This window comes from Shewanella violacea DSS12, from assembly GCF_000091325.1.
GTDB classification, from domain to species: Bacteria; Pseudomonadota; Gammaproteobacteria; order Enterobacterales; family Shewanellaceae; genus Shewanella; species Shewanella violacea.
The window spans coordinates 1,051,525-1,070,191 of sequence record NC_014012.1; the positions used below are offsets into that span (position 1 = coordinate 1,051,525).

13 protein-coding genes are annotated in these 18,667 nt (G+C 46.4%); 3 read left to right on the forward strand and 10 right to left on the reverse strand.

From position 1 onward, the window contains the following. Nucleotides 1–220: 220 nt before the first annotated feature. Nucleotides 221–1,342: an anhydro-N-acetylmuramic acid kinase gene (locus SVI_RS04255; protein WP_013050186.1), complete on the reverse strand. Its 1,122-nt coding sequence runs from the start codon at nucleotides 1,340–1,342 to the stop codon at nucleotides 221–223. A gap of 101 nt (nucleotides 1,343–1,443) precedes the next feature. Continuing rightward, nucleotides 1,444–2,859 (reverse strand): peptidoglycan DD-metalloendopeptidase family protein, encoded by a 1,416-nt coding sequence (locus SVI_RS04260; RefSeq protein ID WP_041419670.1) that lies wholly within the window; start codon nucleotides 2,857–2,859, stop codon nucleotides 1,444–1,446. 136 nt (nucleotides 2,860–2,995) lie between these two features. On the opposite strand from SVI_RS04260, the gene tyrS reads away from it, so the two are divergent. Next, the gene (gene tyrS, locus SVI_RS04265) at nucleotides 2,996–4,192 is read left to right on the forward strand and encodes a tyrosine--tRNA ligase (RefSeq protein WP_013050188.1); all 1,197 of its coding nucleotides are present in this window, start codon (nucleotides 2,996–2,998) and stop codon (nucleotides 4,190–4,192) included. Nucleotides 4,193–4,319: 127 nt separating this feature from the next. Here tyrS and SVI_RS04270 read toward each other — a convergent pair whose 3' ends face one another. The 8 genes from SVI_RS04270 to gltB form a co-directional block, all read right to left on the reverse strand. Further along, entirely contained in the window at nucleotides 4,320–5,954 is a 1,635-nt protein-coding gene (locus tag SVI_RS04270) for a peptide MFS transporter (protein WP_013050189.1), read from the reverse strand. 257 nt (nucleotides 5,955–6,211) lie between these two features. Further along, complete coding sequence (locus SVI_RS04275; RefSeq protein ID WP_013050190.1) at nucleotides 6,212–6,694, reverse strand: nuclear transport factor 2 family protein; 483 nt, start codon at nucleotides 6,692–6,694, stop codon at nucleotides 6,212–6,214. A gap of 2 nt (nucleotides 6,695–6,696) precedes the next feature. Beyond that, nucleotides 6,697–7,326 (reverse strand): trimeric intracellular cation channel family protein, encoded by a 630-nt coding sequence (locus tag SVI_RS04280; protein ID WP_013050191.1) that lies wholly within the window; start codon nucleotides 7,324–7,326, stop codon nucleotides 6,697–6,699. Further along, nucleotides 7,323–7,700, reverse strand: a complete 378-nt coding sequence (locus SVI_RS04285) for a DUF2721 domain-containing protein (RefSeq protein ID WP_041420209.1) — start codon at nucleotides 7,698–7,700, stop codon at nucleotides 7,323–7,325. Before SVI_RS04285 ends, SVI_RS04280 begins: the two co-directional genes overlap by 4 nt. 96 nt (nucleotides 7,701–7,796) lie before the next feature. Beyond that, nucleotides 7,797–8,780, reverse strand: coding sequence for a cobalamin biosynthesis protein CobD/CbiB (locus SVI_RS04290; protein ID WP_041419671.1), 984 nt, complete (start codon nucleotides 8,778–8,780; stop codon nucleotides 7,797–7,799). A 54-nt stretch (nucleotides 8,781–8,834) separates the two neighbouring features. Then, nucleotides 8,835–9,527, reverse strand: coding sequence for a 5'-methylthioadenosine/S-adenosylhomocysteine nucleosidase (mtnN, locus tag SVI_RS04295; protein ID WP_013050194.1), 693 nt, complete (start codon nucleotides 9,525–9,527; stop codon nucleotides 8,835–8,837). Nucleotides 9,528–9,972: 445 nt separating this feature from the next. Further along, nucleotides 9,973–11,379 carry an FAD-dependent oxidoreductase gene (locus SVI_RS04300; RefSeq protein WP_013050196.1) on the reverse strand — a complete coding sequence of 469 codons (1,407 nt, stop codon included), beginning with the start codon at nucleotides 11,377–11,379 and terminating at the stop codon, nucleotides 9,973–9,975. A gap of 100 nt (nucleotides 11,380–11,479) precedes the next feature. Beyond that, the gene (gltB, locus tag SVI_RS04305; protein ID WP_041419672.1) at nucleotides 11,480–15,928 is read right to left on the reverse strand and encodes a glutamate synthase large subunit; all 4,449 of its coding nucleotides are present in this window, start codon (nucleotides 15,926–15,928) and stop codon (nucleotides 11,480–11,482) included. A 526-nt stretch (nucleotides 15,929–16,454) separates the two neighbouring features. Here gltB and SVI_RS04310 point away from each other — a divergent pair. Next, nucleotides 16,455–17,405 (forward strand): TIGR01212 family radical SAM protein, encoded by a 951-nt coding sequence (locus SVI_RS04310; RefSeq protein WP_013050198.1) that lies wholly within the window; start codon nucleotides 16,455–16,457, stop codon nucleotides 17,403–17,405. Nucleotides 17,406–17,553: 148 nt separating this feature from the next. Continuing rightward, nucleotides 17,554–17,919 carry an Hpt domain-containing protein gene (locus SVI_RS04315; protein ID WP_013050199.1) on the forward strand — a complete coding sequence of 122 codons (366 nt, stop codon included), beginning with the start codon at nucleotides 17,554–17,556 and terminating at the stop codon, nucleotides 17,917–17,919. The last annotated feature ends 748 nt before the right edge of the window (nucleotides 17,920–18,667 follow it).

Genomic DNA, 18,667 nt, shown 5'->3' on the forward strand with positions numbered 1-18,667 from the left:
TTAGGGTACTTTACGCTTTGCTAAATGAATGAGACAGAGAATTTTTTAATGTTTACAATTTATGTGATGTCAAACGTTAAGCATCGAAGCGTCAATACAGATAGATCACGATTTGTTTAGTGCAGCACTCTGAATCTGCACATAGTATGTCCTTGTGCTCGCTATAGAGCCATAGGCTTCTACCCCTGATTTAATTAAATCAGGGGTAGAAGAATGCGTGTTAAGCCGCTGGGAATAGAGAGCCTAAAACGGCTTCTCTGCTAGCGCCTGTTACTGCGGGTAAGTTACCTGGCAATCTAAGGTGGTGGCGCATGGCTAGCCAGGCGAAGGCAATGCCTTCGACCCATTGTGGGTCAATTCCCAGCTCAGATGTAGTATTCATCTTATAACTCGGCAAGAGTTTAGCCAGACGTCGCATCATCTCACTGTTAAACGCTCCACCGCCGCAGACAAACAGCTCTCCGCTCTCAGATAATGATAAGGTATCATTGGCTATGCTATGACAAGTGACATCGAGCAGAGTCGACTGGATATCAGCCTCATTCAGGTAACCAAATGCCGCGGTTTGTTGTTCGAGCCAGGCTTGATTGAACAGCTCGCGTCCGGTGCTTTTGGGGAAGCCCTGAGAGAAGTATGAGTGAGATAGCAGATGATTGAGCAGCTTTACATCTGTGGTTCCACTGGCAGCCCAGGCACCGTCTTTATCGTAGGCTTGTTGTAATGCCTGTAGGCACCAGGCATCTATCAAGGTATTTCCTGGCCCAGTATCGAAGCCTATGACTTGTCGATCATCTGCTGATGTATTTGAGGGCAGGAAGGTGATGTTAGAGATGCCGCCTATGTTGAGAATGATCCTTGGGGTGTCAGTTGTGGCGAAAATTTCCTGATGAAATGCCGGCACCAGAGGAGCACCTTGCCCGCCTAAGGCGATATCTTTACGTCTGAAATCGGCAATGACATCGATTTCAGTGACTACGGCTATGGTGTTAGGGTCGCCTATTTGTAGGGTAAATCCCATATCTAGATTGGGCATGTGTCTGATGGTTTGACCATGGCTGCCAATAGCGATCACTTGCTCTTTTGCAACTCCAGCCTTGGCGAGTAGGGCATTGACGGCCACACCGAATAATTGCCCAACACTACGATCTAGTTGGCCCAGCAGATTTATTTCGTCATTGCCCGGGAGGCAGAGGCGCTGTAGACCATTTAAGGTATGTGTCGGGATCGCTTCACTATGCTTGGCGATAAGCTTGGGGTGTTGTTCGCTGAAATCGACAAGTACTGCATCGACGCCATCCATGCTAGTTCCCGACATTAGGCCAATATAGTAGTCTCTGCTCATTGCAATTTTTCCATTATCTATCGAACAAGGAACCGGGAATATCAGTCATTCCCGGGCCAAGCTAGGGGGCTTAGTAGCGCGTTATGCTTATTGTGTCGAGGCTAGCTGATCTGCTTGTTCTGTTGAAGTTTAGCCATGATCTGCTTACTTAGAGCCAAAAACTTAGATTTTTGTGATTTGGCGATGGGCAATGATTTCGGCAGTTTGACAGTTCTTGGGTTTCTGTGGGTGCCATTGACGATAAATTCATAGTGCAGATGTGCGCCTGTGACACGTCCGGTAGAGCCTAGGGTGCCGATGATCTGTCCCTGTTTGACAGTCTCTCCTTGCCTTACCTTACGCTTATTCAGGTGCAAATATTTAGTGGTATAGGTATCGTTATGTTTAATAAAAACATAGTTACCATTGAATCGGTTATAGGCTGACTTTATCACTCGTCCTTTACCCGCGGCCTTAATTGGTGTGCCCACGGCGGCAACATAATCAACCCCTCTATGGGCTCTGACTTGACCTGTGACCGGATGTAAGCGCTTTGGATTGAAGCTGGAGCTAACATATTTGAAATCGACGGGGGAGCGCAGGAAGGCTTTGCGCATACTACGCCCATCCTCCGAGTAATAGTTACCATCGGTATAACGTACTGCAGTGTAGCGATCGCCCTGGTTACTAAATTCTGCGGCTAAGATATTACCATTCCTGAGGAACTTACCGTCGGCATATTCCTCTTCGAAGATGATGGAGAAGTTATCTCCCTTCCTGATATCCAGGGCAAAATCGATATCCCAACCAAAAATGGTGGCTAGCTGCATGATCTGGTTTGGGGTTAAATCTGCGTTCACGCCGGCATTCCAGAAGTTATTGTTAATGGTCGCGTTGGCAAATTTATTACGACTCTCAACTTCCTTATTTGAAATATGCTCGGCATAGCCCTTGTCATTTTTATCTATGACGAGGGTTGAGATTGGGGTGATGTGATAACTCAGCTGCAAAAAATTGCCGCTATCATCTTTCACTATGATGATCTCTTCGCCAGGCATGATCTTGAGTAAGTTTTTCTTCGCTCTTGGTAGCTGGGTTATCTCGTAGACATCCCGTGAGCTTAATCCAGCGCGATTAAAAAGGGCGGCTAAGGTATCACCGCTCTTTACTTTAAAATGTTTAACGTGTGTTTTTGGGGCTTGTTGGCTGTGTAATTCGTCGATGGAGCTCTCAGGCTCAGGTTTGCTTGGCGAATTTGTATCGGCAATATTTTCTTGATGATTCGCAGCTGGCGTCGGTGTGCGTATAGAAAGAGGTGTTTTCAGATGTTCTAACTTAGCAGTACTCTTATTTGACTTGGCACTGACGTCGTCATTACTCAGGTCTATGCTGCCGGAAAGTTGAGAGTTAGCATCCTTTGAGTCATGGCTGTTGCCGGAAGGTAGGATAACTATGATTAAGGTCACTAACACTAAGACACACAAGAGTATTTGATGCGCTTTTGGCAGCAATTTTAACAGCGTTATAACCTTTCCCATCGAACATTTTCCCGTTGAACTCAGTCGCAATTTTTTTGCTTATGGTGAACCCCTTAGTGTACACACTTTCAATTGTGCTGGCTAACAAGTAACATGACTCTTTATTTTGAATGAGCTCCTAGGAGTAGTTGGCGAGATGGCTGATTTAGACCAAGCATTTGCAGAGATTAAACGCGGTACCGATGAGATATTACTCGAAGCGGATCTGCTGGAAAAACTAAAAGAGGGACGTCCCTTACGTATTAAGCTTGGAGCCGATCCAACCGCGCCAGATATTCATCTTGGTCACACAGTGATCTTAAACAAGATGCGTACATTTCAGGAATTAGGTCATGAAGTGATCTTCCTGATTGGTGATTTCACCGGTATGGTTGGCGATCCTAGTGGTAAAAATAGCACTCGTCCTCCATTGACTCGCGAGCAAGTACTCGCTAACGCAGAAACCTATAAAGAGCAGGTCTATAAAATCTTAGACCCAGCAAAGACGCGCATCGAGTTTAACTCTACCTGGCTGGAACCTTTGGGTGCTGCGGGTATGATACGTCTAGCGTCTAAGCAAACGGTTGCTCGTATGATGGAGCGTGACGACTTTAAGAAGCGTTATACTTCGGGTCAGTCGATAGCTATTCATGAATTTATGTACCCCTTGCTACAGGGTTATGACTCGGTAGCCTTGGAAGCCGACGTCGAACTTGGCGGTACCGATCAGAAGTTTAACTTGCTGATGGGACGCGAATTACAGAAATCTGAAGGTCAAAAACCTCAGACTGTTATCATGATGCCATTGCTTGAAGGCCTAGACGGCGTGAAGAAGATGTCTAAGTCTGCACACAACTATATCGGTGTCAGTGAGCCTGCCGGTGAGATGTTTGGCAAGATCATGTCTATCTCAGATGTATTGATGTGGCGTTACTTCGAGCTGCTATCATTCCGCCCTCTGGGAGAGATTGAGCAGTTCAAGGCTGACATCGAGGCCGGAGCAAATCCCCGCGATATCAAGATAGCCTTAGCGAAAGAGATCATCACACGTTTCCATGATGAAGCCGCTGCCGAAGCTGCTCATCAAGAGTTCATCAACCGTTTCCAAAAGGGTGCTATCCCGGATGATATCGAAGAGGTTGAACTGAACGTGGGTGACGGTATCGCTATCGCCAACTTGCTCAAGGAATTAGGCTTCGTTAAGTCGACTTCTGATGCCATGCGTATGATCAAGCAGGGCGCGGCCAAGATAGATGGCGTAAAGATTGAAGATACACGCCTACAGCTAACCGCTGGCACCACAGGTATCTTTCAGATGGGTAAACGTAAGTTTGCCAAGGTCACCTTAGTTTAATACCAATCGGTATAAGCTTGCTAACCTCTAGGACCTAGGTTCTAGAGGTTAAAACCCTGCCTGTGTTTTCCTCGTCATTGTTAATGACTCGCTCCTAGTTCAACTTCCTCTATCCTCATCCCGGCTCTTAACGCACGCCGTGCATGTATTTCTTCAAGATAGGAGAGATGATGAGCATAAATGCCCCGAAGCCTATGCCGGTCCACATCAAGAATTCGAACAGCTGAGTATAAGTACTGGCTGCCTGAGCTATGTCTAGGTTTTGAGGATCAGATATGTCTATAGCGGCCAGTTGCCCCAAACGCATGGCTAAGGTTTCAGACAGGGCTGTAGCCAGAAACCAGACTCCCATGGAAACCCCCACCACTCGATGAATGGCCAGCTTAGTCACGGCTGACAGACCGACCGGAGATAGGCAAAGTTCACCTGTGGTGTGTAGCAGGTATGCGAGTACTAACCACCAGAGACTTATTTGTCCGGCCTCGTTTGGATATCTGGCACCAATAACTAGGGCGCCAAATCCCAGGCCTGCCTGGATTATTCCCAGACCGAACTTGACCGGAATATTGGGGTTTAATTTATGTTTATCCAGCCAGACCCATAATGCGGCGAAGGGCAGTGCCAGCAACATGATAAATCCTGCATTGAGGGAGCCAAATTGCCCAGCAGCTATCTCTATGCCCCCCAGATTCCTATCAACCACGCGATCGGCGAACAGAGTCATTGAGCCCGCCGCCTGTTCAAACAAGGCCCAAAATACTATGGTGGAGGCGATGAGTATCATTAAGACTATCGTCTGGTGCATCTCCTCCTTGGTGCCTTTCAAGACTGCATAAGCAATTAGACCAACACCTGAAACCAGTAATAGCACCTGCTGCGCGGCGAAGACCACGGGCTCATGTTGGATTATCAGCCAAAACATCGACAGGCTTAACAATGCGGCCAGATAGATGAGGTGCTCCCGGCTGAAGACCCATATTACTTTTTCACTAAGCAGCTTAGGATCGTCAGGCTCTGCTAGGCCTCTGAGGTACTTCTGTCCCTTGAGGAAGGTAAACAAGCCTATCAGCATGCCGACACCGGCGGCGCCGAAGCCATAACCCCAGCCGAAGGTTTCCCCTAGATAGACGCAAATAATTGTTGCGGCGAAGGCGCCGATATTGATGCCCATGTAGAAGATGGTGAAGCCAGATTCACGGCGGGGATCGTCCTTGTCATAGAGCTGGCCGACTAAGGTTGAGATATTTGGCTTGAGGAAACCGACGCCGACGACGATCAATGCCATGGCCAGATAAAAGATGTTGAGGGCGGCCAGATCGCGTATCTGGACGGTTTCGGACAACACAGTGCCTGCTAGTATGACGCTACCGTCATTGAGGGTGATATCGGCTATAAGTTGACTCCCAGCGTTATACTGCACCGCTTGGTGTCCTTCTACTGCCATCAGGAAGTGTCCCAGACAAAGTAAAATACCACCAAAGATGACCGCTTTGCGCATGCCTAAGTATCTATCGGCTAATAGGCCACCTATGACAGGAAGCGAATACACCAAGCCTGCATAGGAGCCTAATACTTCGAGTCCGGCACCGTCGGAAAACAGGTGATACTTAGTCAGGTAAAGCAGTAGCAGGTATTTCATGCCATAGAAGGAGAATCGCTCCCACATCTCAGTGGCGAAGCAGACATATAGCCCCTTAGGGTGACCTAAGAAGTCATCATTGAATATCTGTTCCTTGTCCGGTGAATCTTGAGCTGGATCCATGAACTTACCTCACAAGCTTGCGTTATACCGATTGGTATTAAAGCCCATTAGTTTCAAGTTTGAGTATTGGTATAAATACTAGTACATGGAGGGGATTTTAATTTTACGCAAATGAAGCTAGTGAGAAGGGATGAAAGCGAGCCCAATCAAGGTGAGTGCTGGACGTGGTAAAGATAAGCTTTAGTTTGTGCTGTGCAGAACTGAGTGGGCGGGGCTAAGCGTCTAGGCTTATGACTCTAGGTTTATGACAATGGAATCTACTGCACTGCCAATTGATCGGCCATGGTTTGATAATCCATCAGGTCTACATGTTGCTCGACCCTTTGGTTCGTCATATCTAGGTTGATTGTTGTGACCCCAGGTATTGCCAAGTCGATAATTTTACCGGGTTTACCAAATTGATCTCCAGGTCCCCTGTAGTGATAGCTGCCGATCATCACCACCAGAGAGCCTGAGTTGAACATGTGCTCTATGTTAAAGGCATATTCGAGTACGCCCTGATGGGCGCGTCTGAGAAAGTTGATGATGTGCCTGCGGCCAGTATAGGTTTTGCTTGCGGTTCTATCTTTGAAGACACTATCTCTGTCATAGAAGGCGTTTAACGCCTGATAATCGTGTTCTGTGACTGCCTGAATATACTTTACTGCCAACTGCTGTTCCAGTGGCATCTTGCCTGTGTTGGCCACCGAAGGTAAGCAGGCGAAAGCAAGTACAAGACAGAGATTGCGTAAGATCATCATAGTTAATTCTTTAAGTTTTTCTTCAAATCGAATGCCGGTAAGGACAAGTGCCATTTAATGGCAGCGAGTCGGATGCAAAGCGCCACTGTCATGGAGACTAGCATGGCATGCATATTATCGGCACCTAAGTAGAGACTCACACTGTAACAGATCCCGCCTAAGATGGATGCGATAGCATAGATCTCGGTTCTCAATATCATAGGGACTTGACGGCATAATAAGTCTCGAATGATGCCTCCACCCACGCCAGTTATTAAGCCCATTACAACGGCTATCATGCCTCCTAGCTCTAGGTTCAGTGCTTTCTCGGCGCCAATGACGGTAAATAAAGCCAAGCCCAGGGCATCGGCTATGGGGAGGGTATGTTGTGGGACCTTCTTAGGTCTGCGTACCAGAATTAAGGTCAATAACACAGTGATCAAAATGACGATAATATAGTTGGGATCGCGGATCCAAAATACAGGTGTCGTTCCCAGAAGTGCATCCCGTATGCTACCGCCACCGACAGCTGTGACCGAGGCGAGTACTATGACTCCGAAAGGGTCCATGCGATGTCGCCCAGCCGCTAGCGCCCCTGAGAGGGCAAAAACGGCGGTGCCACAGAGATCGAAGAAGTAGATCCACTCCATCATTGGTCCATCTCTTGCAGGTGTAAATTAAGGGCATCGACCGAGATGCGGATCTCAATCACGGACAGCAGCAGTGAATAAAGCAGTAAGAGTAAACTCGAGCCGAAGATAAAAGAACCGGTTTTATTGAGTCCAATATAGATGAATATCATGCAGAGTACACATAGAGCAAAACTCATGACCCCAGCTTCTTGCATGCGCCTGATGATACTGATACGCCGACGTAGATTTTTTAATTGCTCACTTTGAACAGGCTTGCCGTCACTGCTGAGTCTTCTTATCAGGGCCGCTAGGGAAAAAAAACGGTTGGTGTAGGCTAGCAACAGCAAGGAAATTGCTGGGAATAGCAAAGCGGGAGTCGTCAAAGAAACATGAATATTGTCGAACAAATTGTATAGCCTATGTCTGAGTGTGTTGAGCTGATGATGGGAATGATACCTATGGATAAGCATATGTCTAGACTGAAGAGGCCCTTAAGTCTGTAAATAGCGCAATGCGGCCCAGATGAGTGGGATCAGGACAAGGAAGCTGAGCCAGATCGTACTCGCTGTGCTGGCCAATTTTATTGCAGCTGTGATTGCTCGGCTATCGGGTTTAGGGCCATAAATTAGCTTAGTGACCTCCACACGCTGATTGTTAAACTTCATAGGTCCTCCTAGCTCCACCTTGAGTACCGAAGCGGTTGTTGCACAGGTTTTAATGCAATTATAGAGGGGGCCATCATTAGATAATGGCTTAAATAGCAAGAGGATACTTTTAGGGCCACCTTGTATTGCCAGAGTGAAATTCCACAGCCAACTAGGGATGAAAAATAGGGCGGCGCTGAGCAGGTTAATCGGTTGACCAAAGTGCTTAAATTTAGGGTTAATCGCTGGCCAACATAGCTCAAGCGTTTTTATCATTCGAGCGGCGAGGACCAAAGGTGCGCCGCCGATACTAAAAAATAATATCGTCGATACTGTGCCGTAAACCGGTGTAGTAACCAATTTCTCTATGGTCGCCTTGCATATGCCTACACTGCTTAGTTGTTTCGTATCCCGATATAGCCACAGGGATAGCAGGTGTCTGGCACAAGTTTTGTCTTCTCTATTCAATGCCTGCTTAACCTCACCTGCGACCAGTTTAAAATTATCATCATGTAAACAAATATAGAGAATGACGAATTCGAAAAACCAGGGGAAAGCGGCGAGTTGTAATAGGAAGTAGATGATGGCCCAGAAAGGCAATATCAATAATATTGCAGCCATAGCACCGGCAATGATTTGTTGTGAAGGCGAGCGGTTACTGTGAACCACTTTTTTTGCTAACTCTTTAGCGAGTAGGCCGAACCAGACTATGGGTTGAAACTCTCTAGGTGGCGAGGCGAGGCGAGCCAGTAATAAGCTGACAAGAAGCATCATGATTCCTTGATAAAGTGAACTCTCGTTGAGCAGCTGCTGGGCAAACTCTGGAACCATGATAATGTCCTTGCTAGATTTTAGTAAATACTAATTTCTAATAAAATTGTGTATTTATAGATGTTTAAGTAAAGCCATCACCATTAAGGCCGACTGGTGACCCGCTTTAACTAGGTAAGAGTCAAAATCTACTGGAGAGTCGTTGTTGGCATTATCTGATAGTGAGCGAATGACCACAAAAGGCAGCTCAAACTGATGGCAGACTTGAGCTATGGCGGCAGCTTCCATTTCACAAGCAGCCATAGTTGGGAAATTGCTTAGCATGGTCTTAGTACGCACAGGATCGCAGATGAAGCTGTCACCGGTACAGATCAAACCTTGGATGGCCTTGATGTCATCAAGACTCGCAACCGCCTTCATAGCAGCGTCGATTAATTTTTTATCGGCAAGGAAAGCGGCGGGTTGGCTGGCCATCTGGCCAATCTCATAGCCAAATGCGGTAACATCGACATCATGATGTCTGACTTCTGTGGAGATAACGATATCACCGATAGCCAGTTCATCGACGAAACCACCGGCTGAGCCTGTATTGATGACGGCATCGGGAGCATATTTCTCGATAAGTAAGGTGGTGGCGATACTAGCGGCGACTTTTCCTATGCCGGAGCGGGTGACTATCACCTCGGTGCCATCTAACGTGCCGGCGATAAACTCGATGCCCGCAATCGTCTGTGACTGTGCCGATGACATAGCAGCAATAAGATGAACAACCTCTGGCTCCATGGCGCCAATAATACCAATTTTCATTGAGTAACCTTAAATATGTATTAAGCAAAATTTGATGGTGGCTAAACTAATACCGATTTTCATTAAGTAACCGTAAATGTGTTTAGCCAAATTGAAGGTGGCTAATATAAATACCGATTTTATTGAGTAACAGTAAATGTGTTAAGCCGAATTCGATGACGGCTAAACTAATACCGATTTTCATTGAGTAACCGTAAATGTGTTAAGCCAAATTCGATGGTGGCCAAACTAATACCGATTTTCATTGAGTAACCGTAAATGTGTTAAGCCGAATTTAATAGCGGCTAATATAACATAACTTGTTAAGCAGAATTATGCAGATTGCTTTTTGACAGGCAAAAAAAAGCACATCAATCGATGTGCAAATCACAAGCAAAACCTTGTCTATACCGACTGGTATATCTCCATGGAGATAAGACCAACTGATAAGCTATATTGTTTGTCATCACTCGAAGGTATTGAGAATTCCCAGTGCGGCATCTCGCCCCTCGGCGATAGCTGTCACGACTAAATCAGATCCGCGCACCATATCACCACCGGCAAACACCTTAGGGTTGGTTGTTTGGAATGGATTATCGGCATCTTTCGGTGCCACCACACGTCCCCATTGGTCTAGGTCAACATTATGCTCTTTGAGCCAGCTAGCTGGACTGGGTTGGAAACCAAAGGCGATGATGATGGCATCCGCTTCGAGTAAGGCTTCACTGTCCTCTATGGCTTCGGCGCGGCGTCGTCCACTGGCATCGGCGGCGCCCATCTTGGTTTCAGCGCAGGTGATGCCGGTTACTTTTCCATCTTGGGTCTCGATAGATACAGGCTGTCTGTTGAAGAGGAAATTGACGCCTTCCTCTTTTGCATTTTGCACCTCGCGGCGAGAGCCTGGCATGTTGGCTTCATCACGGCGATAGGCACAAGTGACCTCTTTAGCCCCTTGGCGAATCGCGGTGCGGACACAATCCATGGCGGTATCACCACCACCGAGCACTACGACTCTCTTGCCTTCCAGGCTCAGGTAAGGAGACTGCGAATCTTGAGTCCCCATGATGTGATGGGTATTACCGATCAGATAAGGCAGTGCTTGATGGACTCCTTGGGCATCTTCACCGGGCAATCCTGCCTTCATGGCTGTGTAGGTTCCCATGCCTATGAATACTGCGTCATAGTCATTGACTAAGTCGTCGAATGGCAGGTCTTTACCTATGGTGACACCCAACTTGAATTCGATCCCCATGCCTTGCATTACTGTGCGGCGAGTCGCCATCACAGCTTTATCAAGCTTAAAAGCCGGGATACCGTAGGTAAGTAGGCCGCCAATCTCAGGGTTCTTGTCGAATACCACAGCCTGTACACCGTTGCGTGCCAGAATGTCGGCGCAGCCAAGTCCCGCAGGTCCAGCACCGACTATGGCGACTCGCTCTTTTCTGGCCACAACTTTACTCAAGTCGGGGCGCCAGCCCTGTTCGATCGCGGTATCTGTGATGTACTTTTCTACGTTACCGATAGTCACGGCGCCAAACTCTTCATTGAGAGTACAAGCGCCTTCACATAATCTGTCCTGTGGACAGACTCGGCCACAAATCTCAGGCAAGGTGTTAGTCTCATGTACTAGATCTGCCGCTTCCATTATGCGTCCCTCTTTAGCCAGTTTCAGCCAGTTAGGGATATAATTGTGCAGTGGACATTTCCATTCGCAATAGGGGTTACCACAATCGAGACAACGGTCAGATTGCTCTTTTACCTGGCTTTGAGCGAACGGCTGATAAATCTCAATAAATTGCGTGGCGCGCTTCTTTACAGGGTGCTTTATCGGATCGATACGATCGACTTCGATAAATTGAAAATCATTGCTCATATGCTTATTCCCCCCGCTGTAACGTCTAATTTTGTTTGTGTCTTTATCGGGTTATCACGTGTGATCACGATAAATTTAAAATTATTTTTCATCTTATTATTTATCCCGCGATCACTTTAAGTTCAGGTTGTTGCTGTTCGAGTCTCAATAGATCAGAGACCGGAACATTCTTAGGTTTGACTAACACGAAGCAGTCGAGCCAATTTTCGAAATCATTCAACAACATTTTCGCGTGTTCACTGCCTGTTTCGGCAAGATGCTCTTCAATTAACCCTTTGAGGTGCTGCTGATGTATGGGGGAGTCGAGTTTCTGAGTATCGACTGATTCGGTATTTACCCTGGGGTTAAAGCGACCAAAACGGTCGAAGACATAGGCGAAACCACCTGTCATGCCGGCGCCAAAGTTAACCCCTGTCTTACCCAGTACCAGAACAATTCCGCCTGTCATATATTCACAGCCGTTATCGCCCAGGCCTTCAACAACCGCTAGAGCTCCGGAGTTTCTGACAGCGAAACGTTCCCCCGCAATTCCGGAAGCAAATAATTTGCCGCCAGAAGCGCCATAGAGACAAGTGTTACCTATGATAGATGAGCGCTCGCTGAGGAAGTTGCTACCTAATGGGGGATGTATAGTGATCTTACCGCCTGACATGCCCTTACCGACGTAGTCGTTGGCATCACCACAGAGAGTTAACTCTATGCCCGGACTGTTCCAAACACCGAAGCTTTGACCTGCGCTGCCATTAAACTGCAGGCTAATAGGGGCTTTAGCTCCCTCTTTACCTACCGTTGTGGCGACAAAGCCAGACAGTGCGGCACCAACAGAGCGGTCGATATTGCCTATCTGGAAGCGAGCGGATATTGGCGTGCCTTGCTCAACGGCCTCTCTGCATTTGGCTAAGATCTCTTGGTTTAGCCTACCTATGTCAGCGGTAGGATTAAGTTCTTTCCAAGTAACAGCACTGCCCTCTGGGACTGTCGGCGTATAAAGGATGGCGCTTAGGTCCAGGCCATTTTGCTTGGGAGTGTCGCCGTCCAGTGCATGTAACCAGTCGCTGCGGCCAACTAGTTGCTCAAATTCGGTGACGCCTAGGGCTGCCATCTCTTCACGAATTTCTCTGGCAACGAACTCGAAATAGGTCATCACACGTTCAGGAAGGCCATGATAATGCTCGTTCCTGAGTAGTTTATTCTGGGTCGCTATGCCAGTGGCACAGTTGTTGAGGTGACAAATACGCAGGTATTTACACCCTAGGGCTATCATGGGCACAGTGCCGAAACCGAAGCTTTCCGCTCCTAATAAAGCCGCCTTGATAACGTCTCTGCCGGACTTTAAGCCTCCATCGACCTGAAGGCGGATCTTGTGACGCAATCCGTTTTTCACCAGAGATTGATGTACTTCGGCAAGTCCTAACTCCCAGGGGCTGCCCGCATACTTGACTGAGGTAATAGGGCTGGCACCTGTACCACCATCGTAACCTGAGATGGTGATCATATCGGCATAGGCCTTGGCCACGCCTGTGGCTATGGTGCCCACACCAGGCTCTGAAACCAACTTAACCGAGATCAGCGCCTTAGGATTTATCTGTTTAAGATCGAAAATGAGCTGGGCCAGGTCTTCAATCGAGTAAATATCATGGTGAGGTGGTGGCGATATCAAGGTCACCCCAGGTTTAGCGTTACGCAGACCTGCTATTTCGACACTGACCTTATCACCGGGCAGCTGACCGCCTTCGCCGGGTTTTGCCCCTTGAGCTATCTTGATCTGTAACACTTCGGCATTAACCAGATAATGGGCGGTGACGCCAAAGCGCCCCGAGGCTATCTGCTTGATTTTTGAGTTACCTTCGGTGTTGAATCTGCGTGGATCTTCTCCACCTTCTCCCGAATTAGAGCGGCCACCTAGCCGATTCATAGCAACGGCGAGCGCCTCATGTGCTTCAGGGCTCAGGGCGCCGATACTCATGGCCGCACTGTCAAACCTGGTATATAAATTAGTGGCTGGCTCGACACTGTCTAACTCTACTGCTGGCAGCTCACCCTTAACTTGAATGAGATCTCTCAGAGTCGCCACCGGACGCTTGTCTACCAGTTCGGTGAAGCGCTTATATGTAGGGTAATCTCTGTCTTTCAAGCAAGCTTGAAGTGTGTTGACGACATCTGGATTAAAGCTGTGATATTCGCCGCCTTCGACGTACTTCAATAAGCCGCCTTGGCTTAAGGGCTGGTGGGCCTGGAAAGCGATTTTATGAAGTTTGATCTGATCTTGCTCCAGTAGATCAAAATTCGCTCCTTCGATACGGCTTATGACGCCATTGAAACAGAGGTTAACCACATTGCTTGCTAGACCTATGGCTTCAAATTGTTGACTACAACGGTATGAGGCAATGGTGCTGATCCCCATCTTCGACATGATCTTTCTTAAACCCTTATCGATACCCTGACGGAAATTGAGCATCAATCTGCGAGTGTCGGTAATATCACGCTTCTTCGCTAGGGCGCAGATAGATTCGTAGGCCAGATAGGGGTAGATGGCTGTGGCACCGAATCCCAGTAGTACGGCAAAATGATGCGGATCTCGCGCCGTCGCAGTTTCTACCACGATATTGGTGTCACAACGTAGACTCTTGTGGACGAGTACATGCTGTATGGCTCCCACGGCCATAGCGGCAGGAATGACCTGTTTAGATTTGTCGGTGGCTCTGTCGGATAAGATGAGCAATGTGGTTCCGGTTCTAGCCAGCCTCTCGGATTCGTCACAAATTCGAGTGATTGCTTTTTCTAATCCTTCACTCAAGTCGTAGTTGAGATCTATGGTATTGGCACGATAATACATAGAGTCCAAGGCCATGAGCTGATTGAAATCACTGTAAAGTAAAACCGGTGAGTTAAACATGACACGATAGGCATGTCCCGTGGTCTCGTTAAACAGGTTCTGCTCTCTGCCGACGCATGTGGTGAGAGACATCACGTGTTTCTCTCTCAATGGGTCGATAGGTGGGTTGGTTACTTGGGCAAATTTCTGCCTAAAATAGTCGTATATAGTACGAGATTTCTTCGACAACACGGCCATAGGCGTATCGTCACCCATAGAACCTGTGGCTTCTTCTCCTTTTTGGGCAAGTACCCAGATGACGTCTTGTAACTCTTCACGGGAATAGCCAAATTGCTTGTGGTACTGAAGGAGTTGATCATCGCTAAATTCACTTACTCCCTGAGCATCATTGGGCAGATCTTCGGCAGGTGTAAGGGTTCGACTGTTTTTGGCCATCCATTCTTTGTATGGGTGGCGACGTTTAAGGTCGTTATCGATCTCAAATGAAGAATACAGCTGGCCATTGAGTGTATCGAGAACCAGTAGCTCGCCAGGACCGACGCGCCCCTTTTCGACAACTTCGTCGGGGGCGTAGTCCCATATACCGACCTCAGATGCCAAGGTGAGTATTCTATCTTTGGTGATCACATAGCGTGACGGGCGCAAGCCATTACGGTCTACAGCACAGGCTACATGTCTACCATTTGTCATTACGATCCCCGCAGGACCATCCCAAGGCTCCATATGCATGGAGTTGAAGTCGTAGAAGGCCTTGAGCTCTTCATCCATTTCAGGATTACTTTGCCATGCTGGTGGAATCAATAGGCGCATTGCCCTATATAGGTCCATACCGCCGGCGAGTAACATCTCTAGCATGTTATCTAGGGAAGAGGAGTCAGATCCCGTTTCATTGACGAAGGGAGCGGCTTGCTGAAGATCAGGCAAGAGAGGCGCATTGAACTTGTAGGCTCGTGCTTTTGCCCATTGACGGTTACAGGTTATGGTGTTGATTTCACCATTATGGGCCAGATATCTAAAAGGCTGAGCCAAGGGCCATTTAGGTGAAGTATTGGTTGAGAATCTTTGGTGGAAGAGACAGATAGAACTTTGTAGGCGGATATCCGCTAAATCGAGATAAAATTCGGGTAGATCCACAGGCATCATCAAGCCTTTATAGACGATAACCTGACCAGAGAGACTGGCAACATAAAATTCTTTATCGTGAGTCAGTTGCTGCTCTAAACGGCGTCTGGCCATATAAAGACGACGTTCCAAATCCTTCTCCCGCCAGCCAATGGGGGAGTTAATCAGTGCCTGGTAAATTTGTGGCTGACTCGCCTTACCTATAGGTCCTAATACATCTGGATTGACGGGAACCTTTCTCCAACCGGCAACACTTAAGGTTTCTTTTTCCAGCTCGCACTCAAGCAGCTTCATGGCTTCTTGAGCTAGTTTGTCATCCTGATTAAGGAAGAACACGCCTACCGCAAATTTACGGCTCAGATGCCAATCATTTTCTGCGGCAACGGCTTCAAAAAATTTAACGGGCAGTTGCATGAGCAGCCCACAACCATCACCTGTGCGGCCGTCGGATGCAATACCACCACGGTGTTTCATACGATCCAGTCCCTGGATTGCAGTTCTTACTATTCGGTGGCTGGGTTCACCGTCCATTTGGGCTATTAGACCAAAACCACAATTGTCTCGCTCGAAACTGGGGTGATATAAGCTCATACACGACTCCATAAACTATAACTAAAATACTACTCGGGGAAATTCTTGTTATATATATGCACCCGAACCATTCAAATTACCCCTTGATAGTGCAAAGGTCAAACCAAATTATTGCATAAAATATGGTGGCTCACGCCTGTTTGATACAGGTTTGATAATGCGTTTACGTTAACGTTAACTGGCGAATGCGCTGTATAACGTTATGAATAAAAAGAATTTTAGTTTTTGATTCTTGTTTGGTTACTAAATGGTAACAAAATTAAGTTTGTATTTTATTTTATGGGAAGTGAGTTTTATTGCATGTTCAGTGAATTATTTTTGAATTTTACGTGTGAGTATTTATGCATGGTGAATGCTTTAAGTCAGGCTGACTAGCCTGTGCTGAATTTGATTTGGGTAATTTTAATTGAATTGAACTCCTTTAGAGTAAAACTTTTGACTGCCAAGAGTTTGATATAGCGCGGTGTTTGAGACGAGAGGATGAATTAAAATAATGAGATTATTTATCTGGATAATAGAGCAAATAGTGGGATTGGATCATTACGTCAATACTTTCGGTGTTGCCTGCAAGAAGCAATTTGGCGAAAAGCTTAAAAAATTAACCATAGATGCGAAATTTACCTGCCCTAATCGAGATGGCACCTTAGGCAAGGGCGGGTGTACCTATTGTAATGTGGCTTCCTTCAGCTTTGAACATGGCACTGAACTTTCTATAAGAGAGCAACTCAAGTTAGGTCGTGAGAGGGCTAGAGGCAAAACTTCAAAATATATCGCTTACTTTCAAGCTTATACCAGTACATATGATGAGTATCGAGTCTTGAAAGCTAAGTATGATGAAGCCATAAGTGATCCAGATATAGTGGGGCTTTGCGTAGGGACTCGACCAGACTGTGTGTCTGATGAAGTCATAGACTTACTCCTGGGTTATCAAAACCAAGGAATAGAAGTCTGGCTTGAGCTGGGTTTACAGTCGGCTAATGATAAGACCCTTAAGCGGATCAACAGAGGGCATACATTTAACGATTATCGAGATACAGTACTAAGAGCAAGGGCAAAAGGGATTAAAGTTTGCACCCACCTTATCCTAGGGCTGCCCGGAGAAAACCATCAAGACTACTTATCTTCTCTCGATGCCATACTCAATACTGGCGTCGATGGCCTTAAATTACATCCCTTACATATTGTTGAAGGTAGCACTATGGCCAAGGCATGGAGAAATGATCGTATCTCACTGCTAACCATAGAAGACTATGCGCTAAGTGTGGGGGAATTAATTCGTCATACGCCAAAAGATATTATATTTCACCGTGTTACTGCATATGCCAAGAAGCCCATGTTGTTAGCTCCTGACTGGTGTGCATTTCGCTGGGATGGGCTGGTAGCGATAGTAAATGACTTGAAAGCCAAAGGGGGGCAAGGGAGCTATTTGAATTTGACGGCGGATTCATTAAAAGCCGAAAATATGACAGTTAAATAGCAGGTTTAATGAATAAATGGTTAATGAAGGGTTAAAATGTGATGGTTTTTACTGACATAAGCCTCAATTAGTTGCACCTGCAATTATAGCGGGTATTATGTGTAAATCAGTCTTTAATATAGTCAAAATTTTTGAGAGGTGCCTGAAGATGGCAACAGCTGAAATAGAATCAATTTTGGATCTTAATACACTAGAGCAATACTGTAGCGCTATAGGTGCAGGAACCTTGCTGAAAAGTGTCGTGTTATTTGAACAGCTAATGCCGGAATATGTAGGCAACCTAGTTAATGCCAAAGAAGCGCAAGATAAAGATACATTATGCTCTGAAGCTCATAAATTTAAAGGAGCAGCAGGCTCTGTTGGTCTAAAGCGTATACAGCAATTTGCACAGTTACTCCAGCACGGCGAAGAAGCTGCCTGGGCTACTGAACATGATGTTTGGCTACAAGCCATCGTAGATAACGCTAGCCAAGATTTAGCTGAGCTCAAGCAATATTTAGAGTCTAAAGCGTAATCATTAAATAAGAATTTCTACCTCTTGCTAAAGCATAAGGTGAAGAAAGCCTCTATTGAGTATTAATATAGACTCAATAGAGGCTTTTTATTTTTAGGGGATAAATCCTGATCTCATAGGTAATTAGCTAGGCTTGTTCCTTGATGAACAAATCTTTTACGACAGCGGGTTCAAACCTATTACTCGCTAAGCTGGTAGCCAATATATATGCATCTGCTGGGTTCAATAGCTTCATCTCTTCTTAGCCTGTTCGGCGAGTCTCCCCGTGTACTTCAGGATTAGTGACTAATAGCATCTTTCATCTAAGAGTTAGTTATTTTTAATCCCGTCAGATTGTCGATTGCATTATTTACTACAAATGATGGGCTCTCCTAGTCAACCAATAGACCAATAGACCAATAAACAAATAGCCCCCCATCAATCTAGAACGTCAGATTTCTTGTAGCTATACCATGTATAAGACAAAACCGAGTCGATGATCTTTAGTCATCATCACTGATCACACTTAATTTGGGTTATTGCCTGAATCAAGCTAGTAAGGTCAATTTGGGATCCCAATCAGTTTCATTTCTTGTCTCTATTGCCTTTACCCAAGCATTTCTCATCTGAGCTATTATCTCTCGGGTTAGGGCTTGAATTTCTGATGTTTATTGGCACTCGGGTCTCTATTGTATTGAGACTGGCAGCCTGCTTTTTTCTGAGAATTTGACATCTGCATGAGCGATATCGGTTATGAGTGGAGGATGGC